Below are 26,227 nucleotides of genomic sequence, written 5' to 3' on the forward strand. Positions count from 1 at the left end.
CAAGTCTTTTCACGATACGCCGGGAGCGTGGTGGTTTAGGTACTATACCAATTCCCGAGCGACGAAATCTTCCTCTTTTTATTGATTCTAATTACCAATGACCGTAAAGTCTCATTCTCCTTGGTGGAAGTCTGCTGTTATTTATCAGACTTATCTACGCAGCTTTCAGGACTCGAACGGAGATGGCATCGGTGATATCCCTGGCATTATCCAGCGACTGGATTATTTAGAATGGCTTGGGATAGATGCCATCTGGGTGACACCATACTATCCCTCTCCCATGGCCGATTTTGGTTATGATGTTAGCGACCATACAAATATTGACCCTGTCTTTGGAACCCTTTCAGATATAGATAGCTTGATAGGACATTTGCACGATCGCAATCTCAAGGTCTTGATTGACTTTGTTGCCGCGCATAGTTCCGATCGGCATCAGTGGTTTATTGAATCCCGCAGTTCGCGTTCTCATCCCAAGCGAGACTGGTACATTTGGAAAGATCCAAAGCCAGACGGTAGTCCTCCCAATAATTGGCTAGGACGTTTTGATGGGCTTTCTGGCTGGGAATGGGACGATCTAACAGAGCAATACTATCTACACTCGTTTCTCAAGGAGCAGCCAGATATAAATTGGCGCAACCCCGATGCTAAACAGGCGATGTTGGATGTACTACATTTTTGGTTGCAGCGAGGCGTGGATGGAATTCGAGTTGATGCCGCCTATCGCGCCTTCAAGGATTTGCAGTTTCGAGATAATCCGGTGAATCCCGACTGGCATCCCGGCATGGAACCATCGGATCGCCTGTTTGAAGTCTTCAGTAAGAATATACCGGAAATTCACGATTTCAATCGCATACTGCGGACGCTTGTAGATGGGTATGACGATCGTCTTTTGATTGGTGAACTGTATAAGTCACTAGAAGAAATTGTCAAGCACTATGGACTAAATGACGAACTTCATTTACCGCTCAATTCGGAATTGATGTCATGTCAGTGGAACGCAGAGTCCGTCCGAGAAGTTGTCTCTCGTTACGAGAGACTGCTGCCCGAAGGTGCATGGCCCAATTGGACATTGGGCAATCATGACAAGCATCGCGTCGCCAGCAGAATTGGGATTTCTCAAGCCAAAATCGGCATGATGTTATTGCTCACCCTTCGCGGTACACCAACGATCTACTACGGTGAAGAACTGGGAATGGAGGACGGCTGGATTCCCTCCGAGCATATCCAAGATCCTTGGGAAAAAAAATCTCCCGGTATTGGGGTTGGACGCGATCCTGAGCGCACACCGATGCTCTGGGATGGCTCTGCTAATGCGGGCTTCTGTTCAGAATCAGTCCAGCCCTGGTTACCCATCACTCATGACTACAGCAATATCAATGTCAAGGCACAGAAGCATGACTCTCGGTCATGTCTCTCACTGACCCGCGCACTGTTGCGCTTGCGTCGGCAACAACCGGCACTGCAGCTTGGTGACTACATTTCTTTATACTCACCTTCACAGCTTTTCTGCTATCGACGCTTTGACGAGGAATCGGATCTCCTTGTGGCCTTGAACTTCAGTTCTGAATACCGGGAATGGACATTACCGATCGAGTTTCGCAACCAGTCAAAAGTTCTCCTCTCTACATTCATGGATCGCCAGGGAGGGCAACTGGGACACACCCTTGAGCTACGAGGAAATGAAGGTCTGATCGTCCAGCGCAGCCACCAATCGCAATCACCTCATACCGAGGAGAAAAGATGATCTATAGCGGTTCGATCGCGTGGTGAGGTATGCCCACGGAGGCCACGGAGGCCACGGAGGCCACGGAGGCCACGGAGGCCTATGCACGTCGGAACATGTTACTGAGAAAGGCTATATTAATGTATTGCTAATGTATAATCATCAAAGCTTTGCAGCTCCCATCCACCTAAACTATCCCCACTCCTCCTTGTGATCATGAATACTGAGCGCACGATCGTTTTCTCCACAAAGCATCAAGTGACCATGAAAGATCAGGTCACGCCAGATATTGGCAAAGATTCGGTGTTCATGGATTTATTTGAGCAGGTAAAACCCTACACAATGACCAGCGTAGAGGCACTCTTTGCGCTTTATACATCGGTGAACTATGTACTCGATCGCGAGATCCCCGGTGATATTCTGGAGTGCGGAGTTTGGAGAGGAGGAAGTGCTTTACTTGCTGCCTTGATTATGAAAGCGCGAAACGTTAGCGATCGCCAGCTATATCTGTACGACACATTTCAGGGTATGCCAACCCCCACTGAATTTGATGTGGACAAATATGGACGTACCGGCTTTGAAATGATGGAGCAATATGGGGACGACACTGGTTGGTGTTACGCTTCATTGGAAGATGTTCAAGCAGCTTTCTGGGTCCATAATTTTGATTTTGAGATTCATTTTGTTCAAGGAGATGTCATTGAGACATTGGAAAGAATTAAGCCAGAAACCATCTCTGTTCTGCGTCTAGATACCGATTGGTATGAATCCACAGCCGTTGAGTTTCAGCTGCTCTACCCTCGGCTCTCGACAGGGGGCGTTCTGATCGTTGATGACTATGGTTGTTGGGCTGGATCGCGCAAAGCGACGGATGACTACTTCCGTGAGGTGCCTGGGCCAATGCTGACACGTATTGATAAGGAAGTGCGCCTTGGGATTAAGATCTAGACTGATGATTTCCCACTAAATCCTGGGGATTTAGTGAACTCTAAAAGCTTTGCAGCCCCCATCATCCTGCCAAACTATTCCCACTCCTCCTTATTGTCATGAGTATTGAGCGCACGATCGTTTTCTCCACAAAGCATCAAATGACCATAAAAGATCGGGTCACACCAGATATTGACAAAGATCCGGTCTTCATGGCTCTATTTGAGCAAGTCTTGCCTTACACAATGACCAGTAAAGAAGCACTCTTTGCACTTTACACATCGGTGAACTATGTCCTCGATCGCGAGATACCTGGCGATCTTGTGGAGTGCGGAGTTTGGAGAGGAGGAAGCTCTTTACTTGCAGCCTTGATTATGAAGGCGCGAAAAGTCAGCGATCGTAAGCTATATCTGTATGACACGTTTCAGGGTATGCCAGCCCCCACCGAATTTGATGTGGACAAACGTGGAAATACCGGCTTTGAAATGATGGAGAAATATGCGGACGACATTGGCTGGTGCTACGCTTTATTGGAAGAGGTTCAAGCTACTTTCTCCGTCCATAATTTTGAGTTTGAGATTCATTTTGTTCAAGGCGATGTTGTTGAGACATCGAAAACGAGTAAGCCCGAAACTATCTCTGTGCTGCGTCTAGATACCGACTGGTATGAATCCACAGCCGCTGAATTGCAGCATTTCTACCCTCGGCTATCGACAGGAGGTGTGCTGATTATTGATGACTATGGTGCTTGGGCTGGATCGCGCAAAGCCACTGATGAATACTTTAGCCAGGTGCCAGCACCAATGCTGAAACGCATTGATAAGGAAGTGCGCCTTGGAATCAAGATTTAGACTGATGTCTCAAGAAAATAATCAAAACCAACTTGCTACAATATAAACCTTAGTCATCGATATACCAGACTTAGGAGCGTTAAAAAAGGCTTTTAGTGTTCAACACAATATTAAACCATTATTTGTAAATAATCATTTAAAACTGCATTCAAAGGATAACAAACAATGAAACTTATTATTATACGTCATGGAGAAACCGAGTGGAATTTACAGAACAGGGCAATAGGGCAACTAGATAGTCCTTTGACACCCAAAGGAATCTGGCAAGCCTATGCCATTGCCGATCGCTTACGGCGTCTTTCATTCACCACTTTATACAGCAGTGACCTGGGTCGTGCTGCTCAAACAGCCAATATCATTGCTTCAATCTGTGGAAAGAAAGTTATTTTTGACTCAGAATTACGAGAATGGAATATGGGAGTCTTTCAAGGATTGACAGTTTCGGAAATGCACGAAAAGTTTCCCAAGGAGCGCCAAGATTACGAACGGATTTGCTTTGAATATACCATCCCTGAAGGAGAAAGTTTAAGGCAACTTAGACAAAGAAGTTTTCGTGTTCTTACTGCGATCGCCAAACTACATTTAGAGGACAATGTTGTGGTGGTCACTCATGGTACTGTCTTGACGGTTTTTTTTCAAGAAGTGCTTGGCCTTCCCACAGGAAATACTTGTCCCTTTAAGGTAGATCATGGGAACTTCTGTACTTTTGAGTATGTTGGTGAGCAATGGAGCCTTGTTGTCTGGAACGATCTGAGTCATCTCGAAAATATGGAAACCCTCAAAAACACCAGCATTAGTCTTGTTTGACTTTATAATCGGTTTTGAAGCTCGCGGATGTAAAACTCCTCAAGTTGTTGGATCTGATTCTTTATGTCGTATCGTTGGGCACAGAGAAAAGCGTTGTTAACGATCGTTTCTCTAAGGCACGAATTGCTTAAGAGTGCTAATATCCCCTGGGCAATTTGATCGCTGTTCTTGTAATCAACAACCCAGGCATTCTTTTTGTGTACAGCACGATCCAGAGCACAACCTGCAAGCGTAATCACAGATGGAACTCTAGAAAGCATTGCTTCTACATAGACCAGGCCGAAGGTCTCTTGAAAAGGATCCGTAGGCACATGGACAAAAACATCAAACAATTTGAACAGAGCAAAAAGATCGTCTTCAAATGGGATTTCAACATAGCTATGCTCGGGTAATTGCGAGAGCTTGTCTGTGATGCTGATAATATCCTGGTATTGAGGCGCAACGATGTCTTCTTTACGCGCATTAAGAATTTGCTTTTCCAGGTTGGGACGATTTGTATGTGTCCCTGAAAGAACTAAGATTGCATTGGGATAAACTTCGAGAACCTTCTTGTGTGCTTCAATGACGTATTCAACTCCTTTCCATCTGACATACCTCGCAGCTACACCAATAACAGGGCCGTGATGATTTGCTAGATACTTAGAGCGCAATTGCTCAATACGCGAAGTCTCTACATTCTCAAATTCACTGATATCAAATCCCAGCGGTATAACTTTGATTTTATGCTCGGGGATGCCGTCTTCTATCATCCCTTGCTTGCATGAGTTGGTAGCACCAATAATATTGGTGGCACATTCCCATATCAAGCGATGCTTGCTTGGAGCATGACGCGAGTAGTATTTAATTGAAGGATGTTCTCTAGAGAAGATTCGTACTGGAACATGGGCGTAATAAGCAGCTTGCATTCCAGCTAAGCTTCCCGCGAACCAATGAGTTTGAACAATATCGGTCTGATTTTTTATCAAGTGTTCATAGATAAATTTGACGATCTCTGGGGTATTGCTATAATCCTGATAGGAAGCAACAGTGCAAGGAACATCAATCTGGCTTAAAAAGGAGATCATAGGATCGCCTTCATTAAGAATGATATAGTCAATTGCGAATTTACTCTTATCGATACATTTGGCGACCAATTCAAAGGGAACCCAACGAATATGGTGCGTGAAGATATAGGTAATTTTAATTCTCTGCTCGGCTCTGGTCATAACTGTGGAACTGGTAGTCTTTGTATAGGGGATTAGGTATATTGGGATTCTCTAGCGAACTCAGGCGGAAATAGGAGCGATATCTAGCCAAAGTCTTCCTCTTGCAATCTACGGAAGCCGTTCAGTCACGGGACAATCTAGTTATACTGAATTTTACCAAAAGATGCACAATGTGAAGTTAAATTTCCATTGAAATCGACATTGTTGTTTAAAAGAAATATATTTTCGGCATCTTGGGAAATAGTAAAAGAATATCTGCCGGGTATTCAGGTAGAATAATTGAAGGGTTCCAGGAGGATTTGGGATCGACTCCCTCTCTTGAGGTACAGATAGAAGCGATCCAATCTTTGTGCTGCTGCGAATCAAGCTTAGAGATGTGTAGATTCCCTACTGTACTTCCCCCTAAACAAGGGATTGAGGCTTAAATTGGCTACACTTGGCGCATGATTATTGCTACACAGCGCATCCAACAAGTCCATTGTCCTGTCTGCTCGTTTTTTGAACTGGCTGTGCAACTCACCTCGGAACTTTTGGAATTCAGTCTCGGTTATAATTATTGGCATAATTAATTTTGGGATGATGACCTGTATCGTTATTGAAACCGTAATTATCCCTTCTTACTTCGCGTTCATCCTTTTTTAGTTTCATTCTTATCCAAAGTCCAACAACTATCAGTGTACGTTTTTGAGACACAGATTTTGAGATAAGTTTTGTAACATTTTGTGGTGGCGTTAAGCCTGTTTCTGGTTGGATGGGGTGTTGCAAAAACGGTCGTTTTTGCGGCAGTTTATTTGGGGAAAGTTATATCAAGCCGATACGATGTTTGATTTGTGAAGGGTCGATGAGGCAATTATTAAGTAGGGGCGGGTTTTACCAATAATATTTGAGGCTCACAAACAATCTATAAAAACCCGCCCCCCCCTCAGCGAGATTTTAATTGATTAATGCGACCGTGCTGTAGGGGCGGGTTTTACCAACAATATTTGAGGCTCACAAACAATCTATAAAAACCCGCCCCCACCCAACCAATAACCCAGATTAACATGAGGTTCGAGCCCATTCAAAAAATATCAATTCGGATTTGTCATTGGGCTGGGGCGGGTTTATTATATTGTTTGTTTCTGACATAGATGGTTGGTTAAACCCGCCCCTACAGATTTGGCCAATAATTAATAACTATTGCAGGGGCAAAAATACCGTCATCACCTCGCCCTTTTGGGGCCGCTGCCTAATTACCAACTTCCCGCCAGCCGCCCGAAATAAATTCTTAGTGACGCTCAAATTTAAACTCAAACTTCCGGTCTCCGGCTGCACCATCAACAAAGGCCCGATCGAGCGCAAAGGACCATTCGCCTTAGCTGCACAAGCCGATCCGCCATTATCTTCAGGTAGGTGTTCCGATTCCAACTGCAACTTTAACTGATCGCCGGCCAATGTCACCTCCACCTGAATGCGACTCCCCGAGGGCAATGTTCGAGTAAAATTCTCAATCAAATTAGTTAAAACCTGATCCAACATCGTCGGATCGCTGACTACAGCAGGCAATTTTTTCGGCACAATAACTTCCAAAGTGTGGTTGCGAACAGCGGCCTGTTTTTGCCAGCGGGGAATGCTATTTTGCAGCACTTCACCGAGAGACATTGCTGTTAGCTGCACCCCAGAATTTTTAGCTTGCGACATTTCCAATTCTACGGCGCGGAAAATTAAACCGAAGCGATCGATCTGAGCGGTACACTCAGCATCAATCATTTCCAAACGCTTGACTACCACCGGATCTAGTTTGGGACGTTTCAGCAACAATCGAGTCAGCGTGCGAATGGTAGCCAAAGGTGTGCGGACTTCGTGGGCGATCGCCTGTAGCAATTCCACCTCTTTAGTAGCCAGAGGAATTGGAGATTTGCAGTTGATATCTGTAGCCGATAACTTGTGATGTCTCTGGTTCAAACCCTCATCAATTCTTTCATCTTTCACCCGACCGGGTTCCTCGATCTTGAGCGGCAAATTATGCAACAGCAAGCGGCTGAACTGCATCACTGTTTGATAGTTTGGAGCCACAGGCGAAAACTGCTGGAACAGCGCGTCTAATTTAGTAGAATTATTAGTTAATTGGTTAACTGGCAAATTGAAGCCGCCGTCAGAATGAGCAAGCAAACAGTCGCTTTCAGTCACCCGGCGCCGCAAAACTTCCCAAGCTTTGGCGACTACTTGCGGGTCGAAAGAAAATAGAAAAGCCGGAATTCCCGCAGAATTTTCACCCAAAACCATCACCAGGCTAAAACTAGCAGTTAAAACCAAACAAAACTGCTCGTTCGCCAAAGGATCGCCGATCGCCAAAGCCAAAGCCGGGGCCGCCGCAGGCGCTGATGTTTGCCCCTGGGCCGCCGGCAGTAGAGCTAAAGTTTGTCTAGCACGAAAAGACCACAAAGCTGCATCGTTGTCGGGAATACTGGTAAAAATCCAATTGGCAAAGCCGTTGGCTAAAGCAGGGTCAGTCAAAACGGAAGATGGGCCGGACAAAACCAATCCCTGACAGGAATTGGGGAATGTGGATCGGGAATTTGCTCGATCGGCATCTGTTTTTTGTCCGGGTTTTTGCCGGTCGAGCATTTGATTCAAAGTTGCGATCGCCCCGTACCATTCCTGTTCAGCTTTCAGCCGAGAAGCCCCACGGCTGCCAGGACACCTCGGGCGGTTGTTTTCTCCGGCCAACTTAGCATCAAACAGACTCAGGTCATTTTCTTGGCCTTCGGAGGCTAAAATGTCGCTTATTGTCGGTAAAAAGTAAGTATTCATAGTAGTTATAAACCAACCTTCACAGGCATGAAGGATGAAGTATTTATGTATAGGAAAGTTCAGGAGCTAGGAGTCAAGCACCAGCAAGATGAAAAAATCCCGCATAATTTCTGGCGCCTTCCTCCTAACTCACAGGATAGCCACATTTGTCAACTAACGATATTGGCAGAACCGTACCAATAAGCCGCAATCTCCGCGCTTGGGGCGATATTTTACACGATCGCCCTGACAAAAGTGCAAAATGAAGTCAGTTAAACACCGTGCTTTCCTTATGCCTACCTCGATCGCCGACTCGAAAAATCTGCTGTCAGACTTAATGGCACGCTATCGCAACCAAGTAGATTATCTGGCAATTCGACTCGAAGAAGCCGAAGGCACCGACATCCTGCTGCGAGGCGAAAAAATTGAAACCCTCAGCGAAGGAGTCTCTATTGGTGGTCAAGTCCGAGCTTGTCACAAAGGCGGCTGGGGCTTTGCCAGTTTTAACCGACTTTCCACCCTCGCCGAAAGAATCGAAGAAGCCATCGCCGCGGCTAAACTCATTGGCGAAGAAGAAACGATCCTGGCACCTGTTACCCCAGTACAAGACATTTGCTTGCTGCCGCTGACAGGAACAGACCCGCGTCTGGTTCCCCTAATTGACAAAAAGCAATTGTGCGATCGGTACGCGGCCATTCTCCGCAGCATTGACCCCCGCATCGCCACCATCTCCGTGCGCTACGGCGACAGCACCCAGCGCATCATCCTCGCCACCTCCGAAGGCACCATGCTCGAACAAGGTTGGGCAGACATGGAAATGCGCTTTGCCGCCACAGCCCGCAGCGGAGAAACCGTACAAACCGGCCGCGAAACCACCGGTTCGCGCAAAGCCTACGAAGACTTAACCGAGCTCGATGTTCAAGTTCGCAGCGCTGCCCAGCGCGCCGTAGATTCCTTAGCCTTACCCCCCGTCCAAGGCAACAGCTACACCGTCGTCATCGACCCAATTCTGACCGGATTGTTCGTCCACGAAGCCTTCGGGCATCTTTCCGAAGCCGACATGGCCTACGAAAATCCCGACATTTTGGAAATTATGACCCTCGGCCGCCAGTTCGGCCCAGAAAACTTGCAAATTTTCGACGGTGCAGCGCCCGAGGGACACCGGGGCAGCTATTTCTACGACGACGAAGGTACTCCCGCGACTACTACTCAGTTAATTAAAGACGGCGCTTTAGTCGGGCGGCTGCACTCGCGGGAAACTGCGGGCAAATTGGGAGAAACGCCTACTGGCAATGCTCGCTGTTTGAATTATCACTATCCGCCGATCGTCCGTATGACGAATACTTGGATCGAACGGGGTGACACGCCAGTTGCTGACCTATTTTCTGGTATCAAAGAAGGAGTTTATGCGCGCAATTGGCAAGGCGGCATGACTAACGGCGAAATGTTTACTTTCAGTGCCGGCGAAGCTTGGATGATCCGCGACGGAAAACTAGACAATCCGGTGCGGGATGTTACTCTTTCGGGTAATGTTTTCAGCACTTTAGCCGATATTGAGGCGATCGGCGACGATTTCTACTGGGATGAATCCGGCGGCTGTGGCAAGGCAGGACAAAGCGGTTTGCCCGTGGGCTGCGGCGGCCCCAGTTTGCGGATTCGCAATGTCGTTGTTGGCGGTGAAGCTGCGGAAGAAGATTAAAGCTCCAAAAGTTTAAAAAATAAAGGTAAAGCGCCAGATTCCTACTCGCGCTTTACCTTTATTTTTTGAGTGCAACATGGAGCGCCCGTTTGTGGCATCTGATATCTTGAGGACCCTTGGCGAAAAAACCCCGATCGCCAAAATTTATTTGTTGAGTCGTCCAATACCGCTAAAAAATCGGTTTTTTGGTACGCAGTACGTAAGTCCGCCATTAATGGATCGAAATCCTCAACTTTTCTCCTCCTATCACAATTTTCGATTCTGCCATTCTCTCACCCTCTCCCTAATTCGCAACAGACAACTATCGATTTTTTCGGCTTTATCTTCCGCTGCCTCGTTCTGGCGCTGTATCTTTATCTTTATCTTGCTCTTTATCGTTATCTGCGTACAAGCTCTGAGTGTGAACTAGAGCGGTTAAAAATTCTGAACCAAGGTTGGCTTGAGCAAAAAAGGTCGATCGAGTTTCTAAGCTTTGAGCGTTAACTGCGGTGGCGCTCAGTAACAGGCTTGACATCAGGAGAGAAGAGTAAACGCGCATAATAAAATTTGGTGTTTGTATTTTCCACTTCTTGATACGCAGCCTGTACTCTGCTATCCGGGTAAAAAAAAATGAATTGCGGCGAAACCATTAATTACTAATTGATGGCATAGGCAATTTTTTTGAGTTTTCGTTAAAAGCGAATAAAACCCCTCATTTAGCTCGCCTGTTCGCTTGTAAGCTCGAGTTATCTGCTGCTTGCGGGCAACCAGCAGAATTCAACCGCTGGCATTTTCTTGAAACACTCTTCAAACAAGGAAACGAAAATTGCCAATTGTAAATTTTTACTACTTTTATGATTACCTTCATAATTTATGAATGTGAAGCCGCAACCCAGGGATTAAAGACTAAACAGGAGAGTACCCAGGCGCGCCATCAGCACCCTACATATAAATATCTTGGTGAATGAGATTCCTTAAGGCGGGCAATGCCTAATTTTTTACATTAACTTTATAAATGGTTGCTATTGTATTTTTAAATGAATTGTGGACTTTTTCTCTTTTATTCTCTAGTCTTTTCTTCTCTTGGTTTGTGACAAGAGCGCTGACGCGCCACTCGGAAGGACGAGTCGAAAACGGTTCGTTAAAAAAAAGCTCGTTCACCAATCCGGAAAGGTTGCTATAGGGTGTTTTTGAATAAAAGGTGAACGTATATTTGCTCGTCCAAGCGGTGCGCGAGCCACGGTTTAAGACACGCTACTGGTGACATAAGTTCATCGTCGCGCCTGACACACCCTACAAAAAGAAACCTGGTTTTTAAACCGATATCGCGGAGTCAATCTCAAATCTCAAATCTCAAATCTCAAATCGACTGACTTGCGCATCTACCTGTAAGAACAGCGAGTCGAGGGTTGACGAGTTGTCCAAAACAACATCAGCTTGTTGACACTTTTGAGCTAGCGATAACTGGGCGTTAATGCGGGCATTAGCTCGATCGTAACTCAGCCCGTCTCGCTGCATCAGCCGTTCTAACTGCACTCCGGGCGAACAGTACACCACCCAAATTTCGGTACACAAGTCAGTCATGTTAGCTTCAAACAGCAGCGGCACTACCAAAACCAAAGTCAACGTGTCAGCCCTGGCGCAGAAACCGGGTTTTTTTTCAACAATACTTCGTTCTAGCTTTGGATGATTGTGAAAAAACCCGGTTTCTTGAGTCTTTGTACCTAAATCCTGTGTGCCTTGGGATACCGGACTCAATCGAGCAATGCAGCTTTGAGTTTCCTCAACTAATCGGCGGCGGACGTAAGGGTGAATCTGTTGTTCTAACCACTGCCTTTCGAGAGCGTTACAAAAAATAATATTTCCCAACTCTGCCCGATTTAAATTGCCGTCGGGGAGCAGAAGACCAGCGCCGTATCGTTCTACAATAGACTCGAGTATTGGCGAACCTGGATGAACAGCTTCGCGGGCGTAAATATCGGCATCTAAAATCGGAAATCCACAGGCATCTGCCAGATAATTAGATATCGCGGTTTTACCGGTGGCGATGCCCCCAGTTAAACCGATCAGACGGATAATTCGATCGCTCATAATTTTCTCTGTTTAAACTTCCTGTGTTTCGACACATAGTGTCAGTCTTTGCTATGTTGGTCACACAATCAAAATTAGACTGAAAATTTGAAATTTGCGATCGAGAGTTGGCGTTAGGAAGTGTGAGCATTGGGGTGCGATCGACTGTTTTTTACGCAAAATCTCAATTTTTCACTCGAATCAAGGTCTAGACCGAGGCAAACTTATGAATGCTCAACGTGCTGTGCGATCGATTCTGGCAGCAATTCCCCTTGCTGGATTTTTGATATTAGATTTTTTCCCCAACCTGGTTTTCCTCAAAGAAAATAGCAGCGGATGGGTGATTGTGGCAATTTATCCCCAATCTCAAATTGCGGAGGCCGGGCCTATTATTATTCCAGCATCAGACGGCACGGGAACCACAGTCATCACTCCCGCCCCGGGTACAGGGTCGCCCACTCGCTACGACATTACAGGCGGCACACCCTCAAGAGACGGAGCAAATGTATTCCACAGTTTTACTCAATTCGGTCTGAATTCTGGCGAAACTGCCAATTTCATCTCCAACCCAACCATAAAAAATATCCTCGGCCGCGTTGTCGGGGGCGACGCTTCCTTTATTAACGGTCTAATTCAAGTTAGTGGCGGCAATTCTAACTTGTTGCTGATGAATCCCGCAGGCATCATCTTTGGAACGAATGCCCGACTTGATGTGTCCGGGTCTTTTTTGGCTACCACCGCTAGCGGTATCGGTTTTGACAGCGGCTGGTTCAACGGTACAGGGGCGAACGACTACCCGGCCCTAGTCGGAGCGCCGAATGCTTTTGCTTTTGGCGCACAGCCGGGGAGTATTGTCAATGCCGGTAACTTGGCTGTCGGCACGGAGCAAAATTTGACTTTGCTCGGCGGTACGGTCATCAGTACAGGGCAACTTTCAGCCCCGGGCGGTCAAATTACTGTGGCGGCTGTTCCGGGGGAAAATCTGGTGCAGTTGAGTCAAGAGGGACTTTTGCTGAGTTTAGAAGTTTCTCCAGCAGGCGGAGTGTCGGGTTCGCAAGTTCTTCCCTTCTCTCCGCTGACTTTACCTCGGCTGCTATCGGGCCCTGGTGCCGCTGAGGCTACGGGTATAACTACGAACGATCGCGGTGAAGTCGTGCTCGCGGGCGGGCCAACAGTGCCGGCAGGTGCTGGAACTGCGCTGGTATCGGGTGCTGCGGACGTGTCTGCCAGGGGGGGCGCGGGAGGAAGCGTGAACGTGTTGGGGGACAAGGTAGGGCTATTGTCCGCGAAGGTTGAGGCTTCGGGGCCCGACGGCGGGGGAACGGTGCGGATCGGGGGAGATTACCGAGGCGAGGGAACTGTGCCGAATGCAACAATGACTTACGTGGATGGCAAAAGCTCGATCGCTGCCAACGCAACGGGCTCCGGCAACGGCGGCAGAGTTTTTGTCTGGGCGGACAACACGACAGTATTTTTGGGCAGCATCAGCGCCAAAGGCGTTTCTGCAACTGACACCGCAGGTGTTGGCGGGTTTGTAGAAGTTTCGGGCAAGCAAAGATTGATTTTTAACGGTACTGTCGATACGGACGGGACAAACGGTTTGGGGACTTTGCTGTTAGATCCAGAGAATATCTTAATTACAGATTCTGCAGAAGCTACGGGCGATGCGGCAATAATTGCCAACAATAATATTTTGGCAACAGGAAGGCCACCAGGACAGCTAAACAATTCTGAGCCTTCGCTGACAATTTCGGGTAGAGCTTTGGAAAGTATGTCGGCTACATCAAATCTGGTTCTCGAAGCGCTCAATAATATTACAATTGCTGATTTGGCGGACAATCAGTTGAGCTTTCAAGCAACTACTGGATCGGTAACATTGAGAGCAGATGCCGATCGCAGTGGGGCGGGCGTTTTTTCGATGAATGCGGTCGATACAATTAGCACGGCTGGCGGCTCGCTCGCTATTTCGGGCAACCAAATTACGGCAGGCAATTTGTCGAGCAACGGCGGAAATATTAGCTTGATTAGTCCGGGTTCGACCGTTGCTAACAATATTTCTTCATCCAATCCTAACACTGGCAGCAGCGGAAATATTTTGCTCGAAGGCCTGAACGTAACGGCCCAAAAACTTGATGCCAGCGGCCGGGAAGCGGCGGGAAATGTAACTGTGACGGCTGGGAATGTTCTGGGAGTGAGCTTCGTCGCAGGGGGTTCGGGAAACATTACTTTGACTGGTAATGAAATTAATTTTAAAGGCGATAAAAATTCAGTCAGCGGCACTGGCTTTTTGGTACTACAACCTTGGAGTCCAGGTCAAAATATTGCGCTCGGCGGTTCTGGAGATGTCGGCACTAATATTTATTTGAATCTCACGGCAAACGACCTCGGAAGTTTGCAAAATGGGTTTGCTGGAATTACGATCGGTCGCAGCAACGGTATGGGTTCGATTCTGATTGCCAACGATTTCACATTTTATGACTCGCTAATTATTCAATCGCCGGCGGGTTTGGGAACAATCACTACCACAAGTTCCTTGACAGGGGCCGACAATGCCTCAATAACTCTTAAAGCTGACGGCAATATCAGAATCGGCAATATTTCTACCAACGGTGAGGAAATTCGCCTCGCCAGCACAACGGGCAATGTCACAACTGGTCAGCTACTTACTGTTGGAACCCGCACTATCAACACGAATGTCAATTCTTCCCAAGATATGCGCAATTCGGCGGGAGATGTGACCGTTACCGCAGAGGACACGGTGACTGTGGGTGCGATCGACACTCGGGGCGATCGCGCGGGGAATGTGACGCTGACGGGGCGCAATCGAGTTACTGCGGGGGCGATCGAATCTAGTGGCTCGAAAACACCGGGAAATATTACTTTAACTGGCAGCGAGATTGACTTGACGGGTGACAAAAATTCGATCGCCAGCAATGGCAATCTGGTGCTGCAACCGGCCGATCCAAGTCAAAATATTATAATTCAAGGTTCTAGCGATACAGAAGCTCTGAACTTGACTGCTGCTGAATTGAACACTTTTCGGAATGGGTTTGCTTCGATCGCGATCGGACGTTCTGACGGTAGCGGTGCGATCTCGATTGCTTCTTTTGGGCCAAATTCAACGCAGAATTCAACGCCAGCGGCGGTGACATTTCAAGATCCGACGACGATTCAATCGCCCAATGGCACCGGCGCGATCGTGGGAACGGGTGCGATCGTCGGAACTGATAACGCCACGATCGATCTGATCGGCGGTAGTGTGACTGTTGGGGACGTTACCTCGAAAGCGGGGATTAACATCACTAGCAGTCAAGGCAATGTGACTGCTGGTACGGTTTCATCTCGATCGGTTTCCGGGGCGGCGGGCCCGATCGAGATCCGCAGCGCCGGTGCGGTACAAACGGGCAACATCGATGCTTTCGGTTCCAGAAGCGGGGGAGATATTTCGATTGCGGCGCCGGGGCGGATCGTTACAGGGGTGATCAATTCGAGTTCGCAGTCGGGAAGTGCCGGTTCGAGCAAGATTACCGGGCAGAAAGATGTTGAAGTTGTTTCGATCAAAGCTCGCGGCAATACGGGCGGCGATGTGGAAATCGAGGCTGGGGGAGCGTTTCGGGCTCCGGGAACAGGAACGGCTGCTTCGGGCGCCTCGGTCAGCATTTCTACAGACGGGCTGGCTCGCTCGGGTTCACAGACGCTGCTGCAAAGCACTTGCTCGTCGGGAACCTGCACGGCGGCGACTGTTGGGACGGTTCACTCGAATCCGAACACTGCCACCTCCTCAACTGCTATCGGGGCGCTGGCGATCGTGCCGAGTCCGGCACCAACTAGCAGCGTGGCACTGGAAACTACAGGCAATTCTCAACAAATTGTGACTCAGGTGAGTCTCCCGGCCTCCGCGTCGGTGCCAAAGAGCAGTAAGACCAATGTCTCGCCAGAACCCGCTCCTGCGCCTGTTGAGGCGCCCTCGAAGGAGATGGAGGCTGGCTCGGTACTGCTGTCGCCGTCGGTGTTAAAAGACAATTTGGGTGCGCCGGAGGCGACAGAAAACGCCAGCTTCCAGGCAACTGCACAGAAGCCTGCGAGTGCGGTAACAGCAGAAAGTATCGGGAATGTGAGGGTTCCTGAGATTTCTCGATCGAGTTCGATGGCGCAAATAAATCCGATCGACGCAGTGCAGCAAAGGGATATAACTCAGGGTCGGGAATTTGAACGTTACTTTGGCGGCAATCTCGGTCAAAAGTCTGTCACGCAGCAAAGTATTCGAGATACTCTCAGCAGCGTCAATCGGCTGACTGGGGTTAAACCCGCTATCCTTTACGTGTGGGCGAAAGACAAACATTTAGAACTTGTGTTGTTATTGCCAGACGGCAAAAATGTTTTTAAAAGCGTGCCTGCAAGCCGCGAGAGAGTGCTGCAAGTTGCTAAAGAATTCACTAATGCTATCAGAAGTCCCAGGAGATTGAATGCTGATTACAAGGAACCTGCCGAGGAACTTTACCAGTGGTTAATTGCACCCCTGCAACCGGAATTGGATGCTAACAACATTGACACCTTGGTGTTTTCGATGGATGCCGGTTTGCGAACTTTGCCTTTGGCTGCTCTTTACGACGGCAAGCAGTTTTTGGTAGAAAAGTACAGTTTGGGGCTGATTCCGAGTTTGAGTTTAACTGATACTCGCTATGCCGATGTTAAGGGTGCTGAAGTTTTAGCGATGGGTGCGTCGAATTTTCCTGCCAAATACGATCAAAATCCTTTGCCTGCGGTGCCGCTGGAAATATCGACAATTGTGGGCAAGATTTGGCCCGGTTCGTCTTTTCTCAATGAAGCTTTTACTTTGGCAAATTTGAAGGGTAAGCGCAATCAACCGCAATACAAAATTATTCATTTAGCTACTCACGGCGATTTTCAGCCTGGGGGGGCCCAAAATTCTTACATTCAGTTTTGGGATACTAAGTTGCGGTTGAATCAGTTGGAGGAGTTGAAGTTATCTAACCCGCAGGTGGAGTTGTTGGTTTTGAGTGCTTGTACTACGGCGGTGGGAGACGAACAAGCTGAGTTGGGGTTTGCGGGGTTGGCGGTACACGCGGGGGTAAAATCGGCTTTGGCGAGTTTGTGGTATGTCAGCGATGTCGGTACTTTGGGGCTGATGACAGAGTTTTACCAGCAGTTGCGTACAGCGCCGATTAAGGCTGAGGCTTTGCGGCAAGCGCAGTTGGCGATGTTGCGGGGAGAAGTGCGGTTGCAAGATGGTTATTTGGTGCGATCGGGCAACAATCAAGCTCTGCCTTTACCGTCGGAGTTGGCCGCCAGGGGCGATCGAAATTTGTCGCATCCTTATTATTGGGCTGCTTTTACATTGATCGGTTCGCCGTGGTAATTCAGAAGGAAGAAGGAAGTTCGGCAACGGATTATGTAACGGATGTAACGGATGTAACGGATGTAACGGATGTAGCTGTCAGGAAGAAGGAAGAAGGAAGAAGGAAGATTAATGGCCAATGCCCTGTTTGGCCAATGCCCTGTTTGGCCAATAACTACTGACTAATCGCTATTTGACTCAAGTGTTTGAGGATGCGGAGTACATCATGTAAATTATTGGTGCGATTGCTAATTCCAAATAAATCAGATGTGCTATATCGGGGTGCTTCTCCTTTCACTAATTTAACAAAGATGAAACTGCCGCCTGTAGCAATCATGCCGTAACTAGGTTTGTCCGGGTTGGGATTTGCCAGCATATAAGCTAAGATTTGCGCCAATCCCGCTTCGATCGAAAACGAAACTCGTTTCGATTCTATTACCATCAGCCACAACTGCTCTTTTAAAACTAAAGTGTCGATGCTGCCTTTGATGATAACCCCTTCATCTTCTTCGGAAATTTCGACGGATTTTTCTGGTTTAATGTAGAAAGGATGCAGATAAAACTCGCCTGCAAATAACAGCGGAGAGACAATTGACAAACTAATGGTTTTTTCCAGCATCGGCGGATACTCTAACAAGTTGAAGTAACCCGCTTTAATCTGATCTAGCTGTCGTTTTTGAAAGTCGGTAATTTCTGGTAACTCATCTTGCCATTCTCGGAAAAATTGGTCGTCTGTGACAAGTTGCAGGTCAAAAAGTGTTTTTAATTCTTCTAATGTGACATTTTTAGCTTGAATTGTTTGAACCATAATTCTAACCTGTTAATTTTATGGGTACTTATAATTTTATCAAATTTCCCGCTAATATGATGTCCCGTCGATCGATAATAACAAAATTGGTTCGTAGCGAGGACCCAGAGTCCTGACCCAACTCGCTCGGACTTGCATTCCTCACTACGAACTGGTAACGCTTATTTTACCGAAGATGATATAAGTCAAAATTAAATTCTGCTAATTCCAAATTTTTTGCAAATTGAGAACAAATCCCGGCAAAACATTTTCTCCAGAAAGGGTGAGAGGAGATTGTAAAACTTCCACATCTTGACCGGGGCGATAAATTTCAATTTCCCGTTTTTTCCGGTTAATCAGCCAACCCAAACGGCAGCCATTTTCCATATATTCTTGCATTTTGTCCTGAGTTTTTTTCAAACTGTCGCTGGGCGAGACTAATTCAATGACAAAATCGGGACAAAGCGGGATGAATTTTTCTCTTTGTTCGGGCGTCAAAGCTGACCAGCGGGATTTTTCTACCCAGGAGACATCAGGAGATCGATCGGCTTTATTGGGCAGAGTAAACCCTGTGGAGGAATCAAACACTTCTCCGAGTTCAGTTCGATCGTTCCACGTCCAGATTTGAGCATTCGCTGTTGAGTTGCTTTTTCCCGTTTCTCCTCCGGTTGGCGGCATGACAATTAATTCTCCGTTGGCGTTCCGTTCAAGTTTCAAGTCCGGGTTTTCTTCGCACAGTTGATAAAACTGTTCTGAAGTTAGTTTTATAATGGAATTGAGGTTTAAGGTTATAGCAGTCATAGCACTTTTTTGAAATTTAAAAACAATAGATAACTAAAATTAATTCCAAATTTTTTGCAAATTGAGAACAAATCCCGGCAAAACATTTTCTCCAGAAAGGGTGAGAGAAGATTGTAAAACTTCCACATCTTGACCGGGGCGATAAATTTCAACTTCCCGTTTTTTCCGGTTAATCAGCCAACCCAAACGGCAGCCATTTTCCATATATTCTTGCATTTTTTCCTGAGCCTTTTTCAAGCTGTCGCTGGGCGAGACTAATTCAATGACAAAATCGGGACAAAGCGGGATGAATTTTTCTCTTTGTTCGGGCGTCAAAGCTGACCAGCGGGTTTTTTCTACCCAAGAAGCATCGGGAGATCGATCGGCTTTGTTGGGAAGGGTAAATCCTGTGGAGGAATCAAACACTTCGCCGAGTTCGGTTTGTTCGTTCCACAGATCCAATTGTGTAGTCAATTTGACATTGCGTTTCCCTGTTTCTCCTCCGGTTGGCGGCATGACAATTAATTCTCCCTTGGCGCTGCGTTCTAATTTTAAATCGGGGTTTTCTTCGCACAGTTGGTAAAACTGTTCGGAAGTTAGTTTAATTATGGAGTTGAGGTTTAAGGTGATAGCAGTCATTGTTATTTCCCTGCTGTTTTTATGAACGACATTAAGAATTAAAAATGGGATTACTCATTTTTAATTCTTAATTATTAACTTCTAATTCTACTGCAATTGTTTGATTCTGCTGAGCGCGTCTTGATAGGCACTCGTTCTGCCGCCTTGCTTGTAAAGTTCTGCTGCTTTTTGAAAGTCGGCAATTGCTTTCGGTTGGTCTTTGTTGTCCAGGTAAGCTAAAGCTCGGTTGTAGTAAGCGTCGGCAAAACCGGGATTGGCTTCGATCGCCAGCGTGTATGCTTGAATAGCAGTGGAACCGCGTGTGGGTTCCTGTTGGGGCAAGCCGGCGGTGATGAAAGTGCGGGCATTACCGATATTAAAATACAATTCAGGGGTATATTTGGGCTTGAAAGCGAGCGACCTGTTGAAATCCGCGATCGCCTCCCAAGCATCTCCTCGATCTAACAGCGAAAGTCCTCGAAAATAATAAGCTTGGGCATCTTGCGGATTGGCGGTGGATACCGGGCCGCTCGTTGGGGGAGTATTGTCTACTTTCAACTCGGATTTGTTTATTCCCGCCACCACCAGCTTCTCGATAAATGTATTGATTGGAACTGCTGCATTAAATCCGGTTTTAATCGGGGCGACTTCGCCGGAACTGGTTTGAGCAAAACCGAATTCCCCTTGTCCGTGTAAACCGATGACTCGGGCTTCGGAGTCAAAAACTGGGCCGCCACTCATACCGCTCCAAGTTACGGCTTGATACCGCAAAGTGTAACCTTCTGGGCGGTTGCGCGGGCGGCTGGTAACGAGTCCGGGAGAGAGTTCGGGTTCTCGTTCGGCGCCGAAAAGCCCGCCCGTAGCGGGATAGCCGTAAACGAAGATTTGAGTGCCGATGACGGCTAAATCGGAATCTGCGATCGTCGCGACTGGATATTCTTCGGGGCTTTCAAATTTGACTACGGCTAAATCCGGCTCTGTTGTGGCTGTTTGCAAGCGGGTTACTGCAGTTGCTTGATAGTTTTTGCCGATCGACGTGCGAACGGTGTATTTCACGTCTGCTTTTTCTACGACGTGATTGACTGTTAAAACTGTGTAAGTTTTGCCGTTTTTGGCAATAATTACGCCAGAACCGTCTCCGAGGGAACTGTTAATTTGTACTGTCAGCGGCCCGGCAATGCTGGCGACTTCTTGGGGGGTTTTGGCGATCGCGGGTTGGCTGATGACTATGGTTAAGGCTGCGGTTGTTCCTGCTAGCAGGGTGGTTAAGGTGTCGTAACGAGAAAAATTTATATTCATGGCTATTGCTAATTTGTAGTTGGGTAGCGGGATTTGCGGGAGAAAGGGCGATCGGTCCTTGGTAGTTTTTTTTGTTTTTAGTTTTATTGGTGATTTGACACAAAGGATCTCGGCTTTGTTCTTTAGTGATAATTTTACTCGCTTTTTTGTTCCGCGATTCCCTATTTCAATTTAGGGTGCGCACTGCGTACCTTAATTAATCTCCATGCAGGCTGCCCAACTTACTTATTAAAACTAAACAATACATGACTCGAACTCCGTGCTTAATTCTTCCTTAGTCATCGTTCCCCGCGCGACTCGCATGACTCAATCATATGCTCGCTCGTCCGTCAAATTCAGAGCGCAACCATTCAAACTCACATCTTGCAGCATTCTCAAGAACGGGCAAGATGCCCGTTCCACAAAGAGTAGATTTTCTTGTGGAACAGGCATCTTGCCTGTTCCTAAAAGGCTAATTGAGAATGGTGCAAGATATAAGTTCAAACGCAAAAAGGTATCCATCACCGCAAAAGCCGTTCGTTTATTGCCGTCAATAAAGGGATGATTCATCGCTATGTGATAGAGATAGGCTGCCGCTTGTTCGCTAATCGTTGGATGCAAAAATTGACCGCCAAAAGTTGCTTTCGGTTGAGCCAAAGCCGACTCTAACAAACCTTCGTCTCTGACGCCGGGAGTGCCGCCAAATCTCTCTATCTGTCGGGCGTGGATACTTAAAACCATACTTTTGCTGACAAAACTAGGAGTTGGCAAGGCGACGGTAAACCTCCTTTCTTTCGCGTTCTGAATCTAGATATGCCTGCCATGCTTTGGCTTCTAGTTTTTGTTGTTCTTCTTCAGTCTTTAAGGAACGGACAAATTCAAGCACTTTCAGCAGCAAGGGTTCTGGTACTTGGTCGAGTTCTTGAAGAAGTTGGTCTTTTGCGGTCATGTTTCTTTCCTCCTAGTTATTTTACAACTATTTTATCCTAATTCATAAAAGTTTTGCAACCGAGAGATTGTACGCGAGCATCTGTAGGGACACGGCACTGCCGTGTCCTTACCCGAAAATCTTTTAAATTGGTATTATAACCCTTTTACAACCTACAGATTAGATAATTAACGGCTGTTCGATCGCACTTATACATTTTGATATTCTGCAACCCATTGGACGATCGCCTCAGTCAATCCGTCTAACGTATATTCCTTGGCTTCCACATCTAACTTACCCAATAAATTCTGACAGCTTTTGGAAGTTTCCGGGCCGATGGATGCGATGCAAACGCTTTCCAACCAATCCTTAGATCCGGACAACTGCGGGCTTTGTTCTATGAGCTTGCAAAAGTTATGCACGGTTTTTGAACTGGCAAAAGTTATGATATTTACGGCTTGATTTTGGAGTGCGGATAAGGCGATCGGATCGATAGTTTCGGGACAGCAAGATTGGTAAGCTGGCACTTCTATTACTTGCGCTCCTTTGGCTGTAAATTCTTTAACTAAAACTTCTCTGCCGCCGCTTTCTACTCTGGGAAATAGAATCTTGCAGTTTTGCAAGCTGCCGGGGAAGTTCTCGACTAGGGAATCGGCGACAAAGTTGGGGGGAATAAAGTCTGGTTGTAGAGAGTGCGATCGCAAACTTTCTGCTGTTTTTTTCCCGACAACTGCGATTTTAATACCAAACAAACTCCGGGCGTCTTTGCCTTTTGCTTGTAATCGTTGAAAAAAGCAGTCTACAGCGTTGTGGGAAGTAAGAATTAACCAGTGAAAGCTTGACAATTGTGCGATCGCACTGTCTAATGGTTCCCAAGTGGACGGCGGCCCAATTACCAAGGCAGGCATTTCGATAACGCGAGCTCCTTGTTGCTGGAGTCGATCGCTAAATTCAGCAGACTGAGAAACCGATCGCGTGACTAAAATAGTTTTTCCTGCTAGCGGCAATTGGCTGTTATTAGAGGTAACTGGTGTATCGATCGTATTTGTGCTTTCTGGCTGGATTAAATATTCGCGCAATCTGACTACTTCCCCAATTACCATCACGCAAGGCGATAGAGATTGACCTGCTGTTTGCTGTACAATGTTGCAGAGAGTGCCCAGCCAAATTTGCTGTTCGGGGCGGCCGCAATCTCGGATAATAGCGATCGGAGTTTCGGGCGATCGTCCGTGCTTTTGCAATTGCCAGACGATCTCGCCCAGATTTCGCCCTCCCATCAATATTACCAAAGTTTCTATCTGCACTAAAGCTTCCCATTCAAGAGCATCCGGTTCGTGGGCGCTCATCACTGCAAAACAGCGGCTCATCACCGGATCTGTGAGGGGAATTCCTGCTAGTAAAGGTGCGGATAGGGCGGAAGAAATTCCGGGTATTACTTCAAACTCGCAGCCCGCTGCGATCAATGCTTGAATTTCGGAACTGGAGCGACCAAAAATAAACGGATCGCCGCTTTTTAGCCGCACCACTTGTTTGCCTAACTTGCAATGTTCTACCAGCAAACGGTTAATTTCTTGCTGCTGGGTGGAAGGCTGGCCGCCGCGTTTCCCGACTTCTATTTTCCGACAAGTTGCTGGGATTAATTCGAGTTGCGGGATGTCGATTAGAGCGTCGTAGATTAAGACTTCGGCTTGGGATAGCAGTTTGTGCGATCGCACAGTCATCAAGTTACAATCTCCGGGCCCCGCACCTACTAGATAAACTCTCCCTTTTTGGTTTTTCACAATTCCTCCTCGATAGTATAGTTTTATGAATATTGCGGTGCTTCGGCGCACCCTACCCTACCCTATAATTTAATCAGACTTTTCAAGCAGCCTGTAGGGGCGGGTTCACCCCTTCCCTTTAACGGTGCAAACAGGTTAAATAAACCCGCCCCCACCCAACGAGATGCACCCGTTACTATTTATGCAGATTATCATCATCACGGCCGCCGATGCAAATTACTTTGAATTGGTGCGAGGTACTATTTTATCGGTGCGGGAAAAACCCGAGGGCGAAAATGTGGCGATCGGCTTTTTCGATCTCGGCTGCACTCCCCAACAGTTGCAGTGGCTGGAAACACAAGTTAATATCATTCAAAAGCCCGATTGGGACTTTGACTTTCCTGGCAAAAATGAAGCTCCTCACTATCTCAAAGGACTTTTAGCGCGTCCGTTTCTCCGTCGATATTTTCCCAATTTTGACATCTACCTTTGGATAGATGCCGATGCTTGGGTGCAAGATTGGCAAGCTGTTGAACTATTAGTTAAAGGCGCGGCTAAACGCGGTTTAGCAGTTGTTGCAGAACTCGACCGGGGTTATTATTTAGCTTACGGCAAACTGCCTTGGTACTGGCAATTTGTTTACCGCGATTATCAGGCAGCTTTTGGCGAAGAAGTAGCCAAACAGTTGCACAGCTATCCAACCATAAATGCAGGTATTTTCGCGCTGCAAAAAGACGCCCCCCATTGGGAAATTTGGGCAGAATATCTGGAACAGGGATTGCAGCGGTACGTTTCTTTAATGACCGACCAAATAGCTTTAAATCGGTTAGTTTACGGCACTGAAATGTTTGACAAAACAGAGATGCTGCCGGCTCGGTGCAACTGGAGTTGCAACTTTGGTTTGCCCGTTTGGGACAAGCACCAAGCCTGTTTTGTGGAGCCGTATTTGCCACAGGATGCGATCGGCATTCTGCACATCACTGGCCACAAACACGACTTGGTAAAATTAGCAACAACGGACGGAAATCAAATAGAAATTACTCTCCGCTACCAACCGAAAAAAAAGCAAAACTCTCCTAGTTTACCACCAGAAAAAAAGACATTACCGCCCTTATCGGAAATCACAAACAATACTTTGCTGCCCGCCGGAGATTACGTCTCGCCCGGATTGAAAGTTATTCTCCCAGATGCGTACTTTCCCAACATGATTGTTGGGGATACTCAGACTTGTTCGTGGCCTTATTTGCGCCGGGAAATCAAGCACAATTGGTATGTCGATCGCCGTGCTAACTCAGTCGGATTTCTCAGTCGCGACGAAGCACACATTCTTTACAATACTGCTCTGCAATTTAAAGGTAAGAAAGCCTTAGAAATAGGCTGCTGGCTAGGGTGGTCTGCCTGTCACTTAGCTCTGGCAGGAGTTGAGTTAGATGTCGTCGATCCGCTGTTAGAAAGAGAAGATATCAGACAAAGCGTAATCGATTCAATTCAAGGTGCTCTAAATGCGTCTGGCGTTCAAACTTCCGTGACGCTAGTACCCGGTTATAGCCCTCAGAGAGTAGAGGAATTAGCAAATCAATTTAACCGCAAATGGTCGTTAATTTTTATTGACGGGGAACACGAAGATAAAGGCCCATTAAATGATGCCATTGCCTGTGAAAAATTGGCTGAAGAAGATGCGATAATTTTATTTCACGATTTAGCGGCTCCAGATGTTGCTAAAGGTTTAGATTACTTGAAGCAAAGGGGATGGCAAACAGTAGTATATCAAACAATGCAAATTATGGGGGCTGCTTGGCGGGGCAATGTCGAGCCACTAAAACATCGACCAGACCCCAATATTTCCTGGCAGTTGCCAGCACATTTGCAGGATTATTCAGTCAGCGGTATTTCAGTTAGCAAAGAGTTGCCAAAACAGAAATTGCCAACGCTACAACAGCGAAATGGGCAGACAATTCTTCAAAGCAGCAAACCGTCACTGCAAATTTCTCCTACAAACTTTAAAAATATTTTGTCTACTGTTCGCCCCTATACCCTGCTTAGCGAATCGAGACTGTTTTCTCTTTATTGTTTGGCAAAGCAAATATGTGTGGAAGATTTGCCGGGAAATTTTGTAGAATGCGGAACTTGCAAAGGCGGATCGGCAGCATTGATAGCATTTGTGATTAAACATTACAGCCGCCGTCCGAGAGTGCTGTATGCTTTTGATACGTTTGAAGGAATGCCGGCACCTACCGAGATCGATCGACATCAGGGAATACCTGCAAATCTTACCGATTTTGGCGAAGGAACTCTCAAAGCTTCAATTAGTGAAAATTTGGATAAAATCTGTCAATTACTGCAAGTTAGAGATATTGTTGTACCAGTTAAGGGATTATTTGCCCAGACTTTACCCAAATACAAGTCAGCAATAGGAAGTATTGCGTTTCTGCACGCTGATGGAGATTGGTACGAGTCAACAATGGATATATTTAATACGCTTTATGACAGCGTTATTTCTAACGGTTTAATTCAGGTTGATGATTACGGTCACTGGGAGGGCTGCAAGCAAGCAGTACACGATTTTGAGAGGATGAAAGGTGAGTCATTTTCTCTCCATACGATTGATGAAACAGGAGTGTGGTTTCAAAAGTTGAAATAATATTAAGTGTGGCACATTACCTGTAATAATAGCCTCTTTTGGC

Annotated in this window: 19 protein-coding genes; 8 read left to right on the top strand and 11 right to left on the bottom strand. The window is 46.8% G+C overall.

Annotated features, from left to right (window positions below):
* Positions 1-97 precede the first annotated feature (97 nt).
* The 4 genes from QUB61_RS07655 to QUB61_RS07670 all read left to right on the top strand — a co-directional run bounded on the left by QUB61_RS07655 (position 98) and on the right by QUB61_RS07670 (position 4,308).
* Positions 98-1,744 (top strand): alpha-amylase family glycosyl hydrolase, encoded by a 1,647-nt coding sequence (locus QUB61_RS07655; protein WP_333125721.1) that lies wholly within the window; start codon positions 98-100, stop codon positions 1,742-1,744.
* Between the two features lie 243 nt (positions 1,745-1,987).
* Positions 1,988-2,671, top strand: coding sequence for a TylF/MycF/NovP-related O-methyltransferase (locus QUB61_RS07660; RefSeq protein WP_333189890.1), 684 nt, complete (start codon positions 1,988-1,990; stop codon positions 2,669-2,671).
* 140 nt (positions 2,672-2,811) lie between these two features.
* Positions 2,812-3,501, top strand: a complete 690-nt coding sequence (locus QUB61_RS07665; protein ID WP_333125717.1) for a TylF/MycF/NovP-related O-methyltransferase — start codon at positions 2,812-2,814, stop codon at positions 3,499-3,501.
* Positions 3,502-3,666: 165 nt separating this feature from the next.
* A complete protein-coding gene (locus QUB61_RS07670; protein ID WP_333125715.1) occupies positions 3,667-4,308 on the top strand; it encodes a histidine phosphatase family protein in 642 nt (213 codons plus the stop codon).
* 2 nt (positions 4,309-4,310) lie between these two features.
* On the opposite strand, the gene QUB61_RS07675 is transcribed toward QUB61_RS07670, so the two are convergent.
* Both QUB61_RS07675 and QUB61_RS07680 read right to left on the bottom strand, forming a co-directional pair.
* Complete coding sequence (locus QUB61_RS07675; protein WP_333125713.1) at positions 4,311-5,513, bottom strand: glycosyltransferase family 4 protein; 1,203 nt, start codon at positions 5,511-5,513, stop codon at positions 4,311-4,313.
* 1,176 nt (positions 5,514-6,689) lie between these two features.
* The gene (locus QUB61_RS07680; RefSeq protein WP_333125711.1) at positions 6,690-8,306 is read right to left on the bottom strand and encodes a HAMP domain-containing sensor histidine kinase; all 1,617 of its coding nucleotides are present in this window, start codon (positions 8,304-8,306) and stop codon (positions 6,690-6,692) included.
* Positions 8,307-8,577: 271 nt separating this feature from the next.
* Here QUB61_RS07680 and QUB61_RS07685 point away from each other — a divergent pair, with 271 nt between their 5' ends.
* Positions 8,578-9,984, top strand: a complete 1,407-nt coding sequence (locus QUB61_RS07685; RefSeq protein ID WP_333125818.1) for a TldD/PmbA family protein — start codon at positions 8,578-8,580, stop codon at positions 9,982-9,984.
* A 319-nt stretch (positions 9,985-10,303) separates the two neighbouring features.
* On the opposite strand, the gene patX is transcribed toward QUB61_RS07685, so the two are convergent.
* Together patX and coaE are read right to left on the bottom strand one after the other, a co-directional pair.
* The gene (gene patX / locus QUB61_RS07690) at positions 10,304-10,522 is read right to left on the bottom strand and encodes a heterocyst-inhibiting protein PatX (RefSeq protein ID WP_333125709.1); all 219 of its coding nucleotides are present in this window, start codon (positions 10,520-10,522) and stop codon (positions 10,304-10,306) included.
* Positions 10,523-11,316: 794 nt separating this feature from the next.
* Positions 11,317-12,054, bottom strand: coding sequence for a dephospho-CoA kinase (gene coaE, locus QUB61_RS07695; protein ID WP_333125706.1), 738 nt, complete (start codon positions 12,052-12,054; stop codon positions 11,317-11,319).
* Positions 12,055-12,259: 205 nt separating this feature from the next.
* On the opposite strand from coaE, the gene QUB61_RS07700 reads away from it, so the two are divergent.
* Both QUB61_RS07700 and QUB61_RS07705 read left to right on the top strand, forming a co-directional pair.
* Complete coding sequence (locus tag QUB61_RS07700; protein WP_333125703.1) at positions 12,260-17,413, top strand: CHAT domain-containing protein; 5,154 nt, start codon at positions 12,260-12,262, stop codon at positions 17,411-17,413.
* Positions 17,407-17,574, top strand: a complete 168-nt coding sequence (locus QUB61_RS07705; protein ID WP_333125700.1) for a hypothetical protein — start codon at positions 17,407-17,409, stop codon at positions 17,572-17,574. Before QUB61_RS07700 ends, QUB61_RS07705 begins: the two co-directional genes overlap by 7 nt.
* On the opposite strand, the gene QUB61_RS07710 is transcribed toward QUB61_RS07705, so the two are convergent.
* From QUB61_RS07710 to cobA, 7 genes are all read right to left on the bottom strand, one after another.
* Positions 17,568-18,200, bottom strand: a complete 633-nt coding sequence (locus QUB61_RS07710) for a restriction endonuclease subunit R (protein ID WP_333125697.1) — start codon at positions 18,198-18,200, stop codon at positions 17,568-17,570. The genes QUB61_RS07705 and QUB61_RS07710 overlap by 7 nt on opposite strands.
* Before the next feature lie 201 nt (positions 18,201-18,401).
* Positions 18,402-18,980, bottom strand: a complete 579-nt coding sequence (locus tag QUB61_RS07715) for a Uma2 family endonuclease (protein ID WP_333125694.1) — start codon at positions 18,978-18,980, stop codon at positions 18,402-18,404.
* 39 nt (positions 18,981-19,019) lie between these two features.
* On the bottom strand, positions 19,020-19,598 hold the full coding sequence (locus QUB61_RS07720; RefSeq protein ID WP_333125691.1) for a Uma2 family endonuclease: 579 nt from the start codon (positions 19,596-19,598) through the stop codon (positions 19,020-19,022).
* 87 nt (positions 19,599-19,685) lie between these two features.
* On the bottom strand, positions 19,686-20,876 hold the full coding sequence (locus QUB61_RS07725; protein WP_333125687.1) for a tetratricopeptide repeat-containing serine protease family protein: 1,191 nt from the start codon (positions 20,874-20,876) through the stop codon (positions 19,686-19,688).
* A 306-nt stretch (positions 20,877-21,182) separates the two neighbouring features.
* Positions 21,183-21,596, bottom strand: a complete 414-nt coding sequence (locus QUB61_RS07730; RefSeq protein ID WP_333125685.1) for a type II toxin-antitoxin system death-on-curing family toxin — start codon at positions 21,594-21,596, stop codon at positions 21,183-21,185.
* A gap of 16 nt (positions 21,597-21,612) precedes the next feature.
* On the bottom strand, positions 21,613-21,804 hold the full coding sequence (locus tag QUB61_RS07735) for a hypothetical protein (RefSeq protein WP_015177921.1): 192 nt from the start codon (positions 21,802-21,804) through the stop codon (positions 21,613-21,615).
* 188 nt (positions 21,805-21,992) lie between these two features.
* A complete protein-coding gene (gene cobA / locus QUB61_RS07740; protein WP_333125683.1) occupies positions 21,993-23,564 on the bottom strand; it encodes a uroporphyrinogen-III C-methyltransferase in 1,572 nt (523 codons plus the stop codon).
* Between the two features lie 181 nt (positions 23,565-23,745).
* On the opposite strand from cobA, the gene QUB61_RS07745 reads away from it, so the two are divergent.
* Positions 23,746-26,184, top strand: coding sequence for a TylF/MycF/NovP-related O-methyltransferase (locus tag QUB61_RS07745; protein ID WP_333125681.1), 2,439 nt, complete (start codon positions 23,746-23,748; stop codon positions 26,182-26,184).
* The last annotated feature ends 43 nt before the right edge of the window (positions 26,185-26,227 follow it).

The sequence above is a fragment of the Microcoleus sp. C2D2 genome (genome assembly GCF_036702495.1).
Lineage (GTDB): Bacteria > Cyanobacteriota > Cyanobacteriia > Cyanobacteriales > Microcoleaceae > Microcoleus.